Source organism: Pseudomonas sp. GL93 (assembly GCF_003408955.1).
Classification (GTDB): Bacteria; Pseudomonadota; Gammaproteobacteria; order Pseudomonadales; family Pseudomonadaceae; genus Aquipseudomonas; species Aquipseudomonas paracarnis.
This window is the reverse complement of record NZ_NKRF01000089.1, coordinates 1-8413: the sequence shown is the minus strand read 5'-3', so window position 1 is coordinate 8413 and position 8413 is coordinate 1. Positions and strand designations below refer to the sequence as shown.

7 protein-coding genes are annotated in these 8413 nt (G+C 61.7%); 2 read left to right on the top strand and 5 right to left on the bottom strand.

The genetic code is table 11. The features are described from left to right. Positions 1-170 precede the first annotated feature (170 nt). Positions 171-1064 carry a GNAT family acetyltransferase gene (locus tag CER19_RS20390; protein WP_116667744.1) on the top strand — a complete coding sequence of 298 codons (894 nt, stop codon included), beginning with the start codon at positions 171-173 and terminating at the stop codon, positions 1062-1064. Between the two features lie 136 nt (positions 1065-1200). Here the strand turns inward: CER19_RS20390 and CER19_RS20380 are convergent, their stop codons facing one another. The 5 genes from CER19_RS20380 to CER19_RS20360 form a co-directional block, all read right to left on the bottom strand. Continuing rightward, positions 1201-2220, bottom strand: a complete 1020-nt coding sequence (locus CER19_RS20380; RefSeq protein WP_116667742.1) for a branched-chain amino acid aminotransferase — start codon at positions 2218-2220, stop codon at positions 1201-1203. Between the two features lie 203 nt (positions 2221-2423). Further along, the gene (gene lpdA, locus CER19_RS20375; RefSeq protein ID WP_116667741.1) at positions 2424-3803 is read right to left on the bottom strand and encodes a dihydrolipoyl dehydrogenase; all 1380 of its coding nucleotides are present in this window, start codon (positions 3801-3803) and stop codon (positions 2424-2426) included. A 4-nt stretch (positions 3804-3807) separates the two neighbouring features. Then, positions 3808-5073, bottom strand: coding sequence for a dihydrolipoamide acetyltransferase family protein (locus CER19_RS20370; RefSeq protein WP_116667740.1), 1266 nt, complete (start codon positions 5071-5073; stop codon positions 3808-3810). Then, positions 5074-6132 (bottom strand): alpha-ketoacid dehydrogenase subunit beta, encoded by a 1059-nt coding sequence (locus CER19_RS20365; protein WP_005789444.1) that lies wholly within the window; start codon positions 6130-6132, stop codon positions 5074-5076. 1 nt (position 6133) lies between these two features. Next, the gene (locus CER19_RS20360; protein ID WP_003192305.1) at positions 6134-7369 is read right to left on the bottom strand and encodes a 3-methyl-2-oxobutanoate dehydrogenase (2-methylpropanoyl-transferring) subunit alpha; all 1236 of its coding nucleotides are present in this window, start codon (positions 7367-7369) and stop codon (positions 6134-6136) included. Between the two features lie 195 nt (positions 7370-7564). Here CER19_RS20360 and bkdR point away from each other — a divergent pair, with 195 nt between their 5' ends. Beyond that, entirely contained in the window at positions 7565-8053 is a 489-nt protein-coding gene (gene bkdR / locus CER19_RS20355; protein ID WP_003174877.1) for a Bkd operon transcriptional regulator BkdR, read from the top strand. Positions 8054-8413 lie beyond the last annotated feature (360 nt).

Here is an 8413-nt window from a genome sequence, read left to right as displayed (position 1 = left end):
GGTTCCGTAAGAGAGGAGGTGTGAAAACCATCCAAGTGGGGGGCGGTGCCTTGCAGGATATGCGGGGGGGTCCCCCCATTAACTCGGGCGGCCCCCCGGCTTTGCCGGGCAAGCCAGCTCCCACATTGGTATTGTGGTGATTGTTATCGCTGTGTCCGCCAGGAGGAACCATGTCTACCGCTGTTCGCCTTGCCCAACCTTCAGATGCCGAAGGTATCAGCCACGTCATCCTGGCTGCGCTGCACAGCAGCAACGCACGTGATTACCCCACGGATGTGATTGCGCGGGTTGCCAGCAACTTCACCCCCGACGCTGTGCTGGCGTTGCTCCAGCGGCGGGTGGGGTTGGGGGCGACTCAGGATCAACTGATCGTCGCTACGGCCGCACTGGATGGCAATGTGGTGCGCTCTGTGTTCGTCAACCCGGCGTTGCAAGGGCAGGGGATTGGCCGATTGTTGATGATCGAGATCGAACTGCGCGCCCGTGAGGCCGGCGTGACGGTCTTGAGCGTGCCGTCCTCGCTCACGGCGCAAGCCTTCTACGCCAAGTTGGGTTTTCACAACGTGCGTGACGTGTACCACGGCAATGAGCGCACGTTGGTGATGGAAAAAGCGCTGTTGTCCCGCCACCCCATCGGGCCGTATCGCGACCGTCAACACCGTGCCCAGGTGATTGAGTTATGGCAGCAGGCGTTTGGCTATGACGCGGCGCATAACCTGCCGAGCCTGGCAATTGATAAGAAACTGGCGGTCAATGACGGGTTGTTCTTTGTCGCCACCGACAACAAAGCCGTGATCGGTACCATTCTCGCCGGCTATGACGGGCATCGTGGCTGGTTGTATTCGGTGGCGGTGCATACCGACTATCGGCGCCATGGCCTGGGATCGTCGTTGGTGCGCTATGCCGAACAGGCGCTGACGGCCTTGGGCTGCATGAAGATCAACCTGCAGATCACCGGCGGCAATGACGTGGTGGTTGGGTTTTATGAGGCGCTGGGATATGGCGTGGAGCCGAGGATCAGTATGGGCAAGAAGATTGCCGAGAATATTGCGCCACGCTCTTGAAGGTGCACAAACCAGTGTGGGAGCTGGCTTGCCTGCGATAGCGGTGGGTCTGTAGCCAATATCCTGACTGACAGACCGCTATCGCAGGCAAGCCAGCTCCCACAGGGTTTTGTGGTGTCGCTGGCTTTCGTGGCTGTCAGACCTTGACGATCCAACCTTCTGGCGCTTCCACGTCACCGGTCTGCACGCCGGTCAGCTCTTTGTAGAGCTTCTGGGTGATCGGGCCGACTTCGGTTTCGCTGTGGAACACGTGCAGCTTGCCGTTGTACTGGATGCCGCCGATCGGCGAGATCACTGCCGCGGTACCGCAGGCGCCGGCTTCCTTGAATTGGTCCAGCTTGTCGATGAACACTTCGCCTTCTACCACTTCCAGGCCCAGGCGGGTCTGGGCCAGTTCGATCAGCGACAGGCGGGTGATGCCTGGCAATACCGAAGGCGACTTCGGCGTGATGAACTGGTTGTCGTGGGTGATCCCGAAGAAGTTGGCCGAGCCGACTTCTTCGATTTTCGAATGGGTCATCGGGTCCAGGTAGATCGCGTCGGCGAAGCCGAATTTCTTCGCTTCCGAACCGGGCATCAGGCTGGCGGCGTAGTTGCCACCGACCTTGGCGGCACCGGTGCCTTGCGGTGCGGCGCGGTCGTAGCCGGAAATCTGGAAGTTGTGCGGCACCAGGCCGCCCTTGAAGTAGGCACCGACCGGGATGCAGAACACCGAGAAGATGAATTCCGGCGCGCTACGCACGCCGATGTTGTCACCGGTGCCGATCACGAACGGGCGCAGATACAGCGCGCCGCCACTGCCGTACGGCGGGATGAAGCGCTCGTTGGCCTTGACCACTTGTTTGCACGCGTCGATGAACGCGTCGGTCGGCACTTGTGGCATCAGCAGGCGGCCACAGCTGCGCTGCATGCGGGCGGCGTTTTGGTCCGGGCGGAACAGGTTGATCGAGCCGTCCTTGCAACGGTAGGCCTTCAGGCCCTCGAAGCATTGCTGGCCATAATGCAGGGCAGTGGAGCCCTCGCTGATGTGCAGCACATTGTCGTCGGTCAGGGTGCCAGCTTGCCATTCGCCGTTCTTCCAGACCTGGAGAAACCGCTTGTCGGTCTTGATGTAGTCAAAACCCAGCTTGTCCCAATTGATGCTCTCGTTACCCATGACACCCTCTATCTCTGGTCAAGTCGGATTTTTTTCTGGATGGGCGCAACAATACTGCATTCTTGGCCGGTGTGGGAGGAGGGCGGCGGACCATTAACCTCTGCATTGGCTAATCCACCGCTATCGCAGGCAAGCCAGCTCCCACACTTGGAACGCATTCCAATGTGGGAGCCGGGCTTGCCCGCGATGGCCTCGCCACGGTTTTACAGGTGCAACGCGTGGCCCAACGCCCGCAGCGCGGCTTCCTGCACCGCTTCACCCAGGGTCGGGTGGGCATGGATGGTGCCGGCCACGTCTTCCAGGCGCGCGCCCATTTCCAGGCTCAGGCCGAACGCGGTCGACAGCTCGGACACTCCGGCCCCCACGGCTTGCCAGCCAACAATCAAGTGATTGTCACGCCGCGCCACCACCCGCACGAAGCCCGCTTTGGACTCCAGCGTCATGGCCCGACCATTGGCAGCGAACGGGAAGCTCGACACGATGCAATCCAGGCCAGCCGCCTTGGCCTCGTCCGGGGTCTTGCCGACCACCACCAGTTCCGGGTCGGTAAAGCACACCGCGGGTATCGCCGCCGGGTTAAATTCGCGGGCTTTACCGCTGATCAGTTCGGCAACCATTTCGCCCTGGGCCATGGCCCGGTGCGCCAGCATCGGTTCGCCGCTGAGGTCGCCGATGGCATACACATTGCGCATGCTGGTCTGGCAGCGGCTGTCGATCTTGATCGCCGTGCCGTTCATGTCCAGGTTCAAGGCTTCGAGGTTCCAGCCCTGGGTATTGGGTTTGCGCCCCACGGCCACCAGCACTTGGTCGGTGTCCAGCGCCAGGGTGTCGCCGTTGGGGGCGCGGACCTGGAGTTTGTTGTCGGTAAAACCGGTGACACTGTGCTCGAGGTACAGCTTCACCCCCAATTTCTTCAGGGATTCAGCCACTGGCAGGGTCAGCTCGGCGTCGTAGGCAGGCAGGATATGCGCCTGGGCTTCGACCACACTGACTTCGGCGCCGAGCTTGCGGTAGGCAATGCCCAGCTCCAGGCCGATATAACCACCCCCCACCACGATCAGGCGTTTGGGCACGCGGGTCGGCGCCAGGGCTTCGGTGGAGGAGATGATCGGCCCGCCAATCGGCAGCATCGGCAGGTTGACGCTTTTCGAGCCGGTAGCCAGCAGCAGGTGTTCGCACTGGATGCGTTGGTCGCCCACATCGACAGTCTTGCCGTCGACGACCTTCGCCCAACCATGGATCACTTGCACCTTGTGTTTCTTCAGCAGCGCGGCGACGCCGGTGGTCAGACGGTCGACGATACCGTCTTTCCATTCCACGCTCTTGCGGATGTCCAGGGTCGGCACATCCACTTCAATGCCCAGTTGCGAGCCCTGGCTATGGTGCACGGTTTGCTGGAACTGCTCAGCCACATGGATCAGCGCCTTGGAGGGAATGCAGCCGATGTTCAGGCAGGTGCCGCCCAGTGCCTGGCCTTCCACCAGGATGGTCGGGATGCCCAGTTGGCCAGCGCGAATCGCCGCCACATAACCGCCGGGGCCGCCGCCGATAATCAGCAGCGTGGTGTGCAATGTCTGAGTCATGCCCTTACTCCAGAAACAGGCTGGCGGGTTGTTCGAGCAGGCCGCGAATGGCCTGGATGAATTGCGCCGCGTCCATGCCATCGACCACGCGGTGATCGAAGGAGCTGGAGAGGTTCATCATCTTGCGCACCACAATCTGGCCCTTGATCACCATCGGCCGCTCAACGATGCGGTTGACGCCGACGATGGCCACTTCCGGCAGGTTCAGCACTGGCGTGCTGACAATACCGCCCAAGGCGCCGAGGCTGGTCAGGGTAATGGTCGAACCGGACAGCTCTTCACGGCTGGCCTTGCCTGTACGTGCGGCGTTGGCCAAACGCGCGATTTCTTCGGCAGTGCCCCACAGGCTGCGAGCTTCGGCGTGGCGCACCACCGGCACCATCAGGCCCACGTCGCTCTGGGTGGCGACGCCCACATGCACGGCGCCAAGGCGAGTGATGACCTGGGCTTCGTCGTCGTAACGCGCATTGATCTGCGGGAAGTCGCGCAAGGCTACAACCATGGCCCGCACGATAAACGGCAGCAAGGTCAGCTTGCCACGTGTCGCGCCGTGCTTTTCGTTGAGGTGCACGCGCAACTCGTCGAGGGCGGTGACGTCGATCTCTTCCACGTAGCTGAAATGCGCGGCGCGGCGAGTGGCGTCCTGCATGCGCTGGGCGATCTTGCGGCGCATGCCGATCACCGGGATCTGGTGTTCATCAGTGCGCTCGGCATACGGGTTGGCGGCGCTGGCGCCCGTTGCCGGGCCCTGGCGCAAGTAAGCCTCCAGGTCTTCATGCAGAATCCGCCCCGCAGGCCCTGTGCCCTGGACCAGGCGCAGTTGAATCCCGGCATCCAGCGCGTGTTTGCGCACGGCAGGCGAGGCCAATGGGCGTTCGCTGGCTTCACGGGCCACGGGCGCTTGCGGTGCTTTCACTGCTGCAGCGGGTTTGCTTTCTACCGGTGCCTGTACCGGTTTGGCTTCGGCCACAGGCGGCGCGGCCTTCGCCGGCTCGGCAACCACCGGTACATCCTTGGTATTGCCTGCGCCTTCTACTTCAATGCTGATCAAAATACTGCCTACTGCCATGACCTCACCTGGCTCACCGCCCAGGGAAATCACCTTGCCGTGGACCGGCGAGGGAATATCCACCATCGCCTTGTCGGTCATCACATCCGCCAGCACCTGGTCTTCAACCACCAGGTCGCCGACCTTTACATGCCATACCGACAATTCAACTTCCGCGATGCCTTCGCCAATGTCCGGCATCTTGATAACGTGCGTGCCCATTCAGACCTCCATGACCCGTTTCAACGCCGCACCCACTCGGGACGGCCCTGGGAAATACGCCCACTCCTGCGCGTGCGGGTAGGGGGTGTCCCAACCGGTGACGCGCTCGATCGGCGCTTCCAGGTGGTGGAAGCAGTGCTCTTGCACCAGCGATACCAGTTCGGCGCCAAAGCCGCAGGTGCGCGTGGCTTCATGCACCACCACGCAACGGCCGGTCTTTTTCACCGACTTGACGATGGTCTCCAGGTCCAGCGGCCACAGGCTGCGAAGGTCGATGACCTCGGCGTCGATGCCGGTTTCTTCGGCGGCAACTTGCGACACATACACGGTGGTGCCATAGGTCAGCACCGTCACGGCCGAACCTGGGCGCACGATGGCGGCCACGTCCAGGGGCACGGTGTAGTAACCGTCCGGAACCTGCGCTTGCGGGTGTTTGGACCACGGCGTTACCGGGCGGTCGTGGTGGCCGTCGAACGGGCCGTTATACAGGCGCTTGGGTTCGAGGAAGATCACCGGGTCATCGTTTTCGATGGAGGCGATCAGCAGCCCCTTGGCGTCATAGGGGTTGGACGGCATCACCGTGCGCAGGCCGCACACTTGCGTGAATACCGCTTCGATACTCTGGCTGTGGGTCTGGCCGCCATAGATGCCGCCGCCGCAGGGCATGCGCATGGTCAAGGGCGCAGTGAACTGGCCCGCCGAGCGATAACGCAGGCGCGCCGCCTCGGAAATGATCTGGTCGGTGGCGGGGTAGACGTAGTCGGCGAACTGGATTTCGGCCACCGGGCGCAAACCATAGGCGCCCATGCCCACGGCCACGCCGACGATGCCGCTTTCCGAGATGGGGGCGTCGAACACCCGCGAGCTGCCGTACTTGGTCTGCAAGCCTTCGGTGCAACGGAACACGCCGCCGAAGTACCCGACGTCCTGGCCGAACACCACCACGTTGTCGTCACGCTCAAGCATCACATCCATGGCCGAGCGCAGGGCCTGGATCATGGTCATGGTGGTGGTGGTCATGGCGGTTTCCAGTTCGATACTGTTGTTGTGGTCGTTCATGTCACACCCCCAGCTCTTGACGCTGGCGCTTCAAGTGCTCCGGCATCTCTTTATAGACATCCTCGAACATGGTCGCGGCGCTTGGAATCTGGCCACCGGCCAGGGTGCCGTACTGTTCGGCTTCCTTCTGCGCCTTGACCACTTCGGCTTCAAGCTCGGCACTGACCGCCGCGTGTTCCTCTTCGGACCACTGGCCAATCTTGATCAGGTGCTGCTTGAGGCGGGCAATCGGGTCGCCCAGGGGGAAGTGGCTCCAGTCGTCGGCGGGACGGTACTTGGACGGGTCATCGGAGGTGGAGTGCGGGCCGGCGCGGTAGGTGACCCACTCGATCAGGGTTGGCCCCAGGTTGCGGCGCGCACGCTCGGCAGCCCAGGCCGAGGCGGCGTACACGGCGATAAAGTCGTTGCCGTCCACGCGCAGGGAGGCGATACCGCAACCGACGCCGCGTCCGGCGAAGGTGGTGGCTTCACCGCCAGCGATGGCCTGGAAGGTGGAAATCGCCCACTGGTTGTTGACCACGTTGAGGATCACTGGCGCGCGGTACACGTGGGCGAAGGTGAGGGCGGTGTGGAAGTCCGATTCAGCAGTGGCGCCGTCGCCGATCCAGGCCGATGCGATCTTGGTATCGCCCTTGATCGCCGAGGCCATGCCCCAGCCCACGCCCTGGACGAATTGAGTGGCGAGGTTGCCGGAAATGGTAAAGAAGCCCGCCTCCTTGACCGAATACATGATCGGCAACTGGCGGCCCTTGAGCGGGTCGCGCTCGTTGGACAGCAGTTGGCAGATCAGGTCCACCAGCGGCACGTCACGGGCCATCAGGATGCTTTGCTGGCGATAGGTGGGGAAGCACATGTCGTCGATATTCAAGGCCAGGGCCTGGGCGCTGCCGATGGCTTCTTCGCCAAGGCTTTGCATGTAGAACGACATTTTTTTCTGACGCTGGGCGACCACCATGCGGTTGTCGAAGATGCGCGTCTTGAGCATGGCGCGCATGCCGCGGCGCATGATCTCGGTGGAGACACCCTCGGCCCACGGGCCCAGGGCCTGGCCCTGGTCGTCGAGCACGCGGATCAGGCCCTTGGCCAGGTCGGCGGTGTCGGCCGGTTCTACGTCGATGGCGGGTTTGCGTACCAGACCGGCGTCGGTCAAACGCAGGTAGGTGAAGTCGGTCTTGCAGCCTGGGCGGCCCGAGGGTTCGGGAACGTGCAGGCGCAGCGGTGCATACGGCTGGGTCATGGCTTTCTACGCTCTATCTTGTGAATTTCTTGTAGTGGGCGCGCTAGCTGACAGTCAGTCTTCGGGTAGAAGAAATCTTGTCCTACAACAATCATAGGCGTGGCGTAGAAGAATATTTATCTCTGTTTCATTGCGTCGCCGGCTATTTGCGGATAAAAAAACTGCATAAACATAATAAACAGGTGATTTTGTCTCATGCGCAAACTGGACCGTACCGATATCGGCATTCTCAACGCCCTGCAGGAGAATGCCCGCATCACCAACGCCGACCTGGCCCGCTCGGTTAATCTGTCGCCCACGCCGTGTTTCAACCGGGTCAAGGCGATGGAAGAACTGGGGTTGATTCGGGAGCAGGTCACGCTGCTGGACGCTGATTTGCTGGGGCTGCACGTCAATGTGTTCATCCATGTGAGCCTGGAAAAACAGAACGAGCTGGCGCTGCAGCAATTCGAAGGAGCGATCTCGGATCGGCCTGAGGTGATGGAGTGCTACTTGATGGCCGGTGACCCGGACTATTTGATCCGCGTGCTGGTGCCCACGATCCAGTCCCTGGAGCGTTTCATGATGGACTTTTTGACCAAGGTGCCTGGGGTGGCGAACATTCGCTCCAGCTTTGCCTTGAAGCAAGTGCGCTACAAGACGGCGCTGCCGCTGCCGGCCAATGGCATCAGCCTCGGTTCCTGATTCCACACAGGACCAAATGTGGGAGCTGGCTTGTCGGGTCGCCGCATCGCTGCGATGACGGCCTGCCAGACTACCCATATCTACCTGACGCCCCGCGATCAAACTGTGGGAGCTGGCTTGCCTGCGAAGACGGTCTGCCAGCCGACACCTATCTACCTGACGCCCCGCGATCAAATTGTGGGAGCTGGCTTGCCTGCGAAGGCGGCCTGACAGTCAACACAGTTGGACCGTGTACATATCCATTCCTGCGGTAACGGCCACTTAGGGTTCCGCTTTTACAGCCATCCCTTTCAAGGTCTTTTCGTTTTGGCTGCCTTGATTACCCTGTCCGTTGAAACATGAGCTTTCTCCGCTGTGCCT

What these genes read in the sequence shown, in the direction of transcription:
- CER19_RS20390 (WP_116667744.1), top strand. Translation starts at nt 171, where the DNA reads ATGTCTACCGCTGTTCGCCTTGCCCAACCTTCAGATGCCGAAGGTATC.
- CER19_RS20380 (WP_116667742.1), bottom strand. Translation starts at nt 2,220, where the DNA reads ATGGGTAACGAGAGCATCAATTGGGACAAGCTGGGTTTTGACTACATC.
- lpdA (WP_116667741.1), bottom strand. Translation starts at nt 3,803, where the DNA reads ATGACTCAGACATTGCACACCACGCTGCTGATTATCGGCGGCGGCCCC.
- CER19_RS20370 (WP_116667740.1), bottom strand. Translation starts at nt 5,073, where the DNA reads ATGGGCACGCACGTTATCAAGATGCCGGACATTGGCGAAGGCATCGCG.
- CER19_RS20365 (WP_005789444.1), bottom strand. Translation starts at nt 6,132, where the DNA reads ATGAACGACCACAACAACAGTATCGAACTGGAAACCGCCATGACCACC.
- CER19_RS20360 (WP_003192305.1), bottom strand. Translation starts at nt 7,369, where the DNA reads ATGACCCAGCCGTATGCACCGCTGCGCCTGCACGTTCCCGAACCCTCG.
- bkdR (WP_003174877.1), top strand. Translation starts at nt 7,565, where the DNA reads ATGCGCAAACTGGACCGTACCGATATCGGCATTCTCAACGCCCTGCAG.